The organism is Arthrobacter sp. HMWF013, from assembly GCF_003061105.1.
GTDB lineage: Bacteria > Actinomycetota > Actinomycetes > Actinomycetales > Micrococcaceae > Arthrobacter.
The window spans coordinates 1-1,252 of the sequence record NZ_QAIQ01000677.1 but is presented as its reverse complement, the minus strand read 5'-3'; the positions used below and the strand labels follow the sequence as shown (position 1 = coordinate 1,252).

The following is a 1,252-nucleotide window of genomic DNA, read 5'->3' as shown; positions in this document are numbered from 1 at the left end:
GCCCGGGATGTCGGTCCCCGTCAGCCGTGGCCAGGCTCCCACGGTGGCTCCCGCCACAGCAAGGCCCGTAAGGCACAGCATGGAACGCCGCGTGAGTGGTGACAGTCCACTGCGGGAGCGCAGCCCATGCGACGGCGAAGGTTGCCCTGGTGTCTTTTCAGACATCATTGTCGACTCCTCCTAACAGGTGTTAGGTGTCCGCGCTCCCTGCCGGACTCTCAAGCCCAGGTCTCCGACATTACCTTGCTCCGTGGGGCAGGCACCCAACTGTCTTCCCGGATGGAGCCCGGTTTGCGGTTCTGCTGCGCCGGGGCAGCTGATGAGGCCATAATTCTTTACGTGTGGTCGAGCCAGTTCCCGCCTCCACAGGGAGGGGGCCACCACGACCCGGAACGCGGAGGAGGACCGGCTGATGCCTGAAGGAACGGCTGCAGCACCCGAAGTGGGGTATGTCCCCGTCAACGGCCTGCGGATGTATTACGAGCTGCACGGTTCCGGCGGCACACCGCTACTGCTCCTGCACGGCGGGCTGTTCGATATCGAGCAGCAATTCGGCTCCCTGATCCCGGGCTTGTCGGCGGGCCGCAGGGTCATCGCCGCGGACTTCCAGGGCCACGGCCGGACCAATGACATCGACCGGCTACTGAACACCCGCGACCTGGCATCCGACGTCACCGGGCTCCTTGAACATCTGGGAATCCGCGAAGTCGATGTCTTTGGGTTCAGCGTGGGCGGGGCAGTCGCACTGCACCTGGCGGTCACGCGTCCGGAGCTCGTGCGCAAACTCGTCGCCTCCTCCATATCCTTCCGTCCCGAGGGCGACCGGGGCGAGAATGCGGATGCGCTCGAGTCCATGACCGTGGACATGATCGCCGGCACACCAATGGAAGAACGCTACCTGAGCGTGTCACCGCACCCGGACCGCGGGCACCTGCAGGGGCTGTTGGACAAACTCGGCCGCTACGACGCCGGCTCCGTCGGGTGGAGTGATGAGGAGATCCGCGGAATCGCCGCCCCGACACTGATCACCGTGGGCGACTGCGACATGGTCAGGCTTGAGCATGCCGTGCGGTTCCTCCAGCTCCGCGGGGGAGATGTGAACGGCGACTTTGAAGGGGTGCCCGCGTCACAGCTTGCAGTGTTTCCCGGGACAACACATTTCTTCGGGCTCGCGAGGACGGCTCTGGTGCAGGAGGTGGTGACGGCCTTCCTGGACGCGCCCATGCCCGCGGCTCCTGTGATCAGTTAAACG

At 65.2% G+C, this 1,252-nt stretch carries 1 protein-coding gene; it reads left to right on the top strand.

The genetic code is table 11. The features are described from left to right. The first annotated feature begins 412 nt into the window (after positions 1–412). Positions 413–1,249 carry an alpha/beta fold hydrolase gene (locus tag DBR22_RS21980; RefSeq protein ID WP_108600725.1) on the top strand — a complete coding sequence of 279 codons (837 nt, stop codon included), beginning with the start codon at positions 413–415 and terminating at the stop codon, positions 1,247–1,249. Positions 1,250–1,252: the final 3 nt, after the last annotated feature.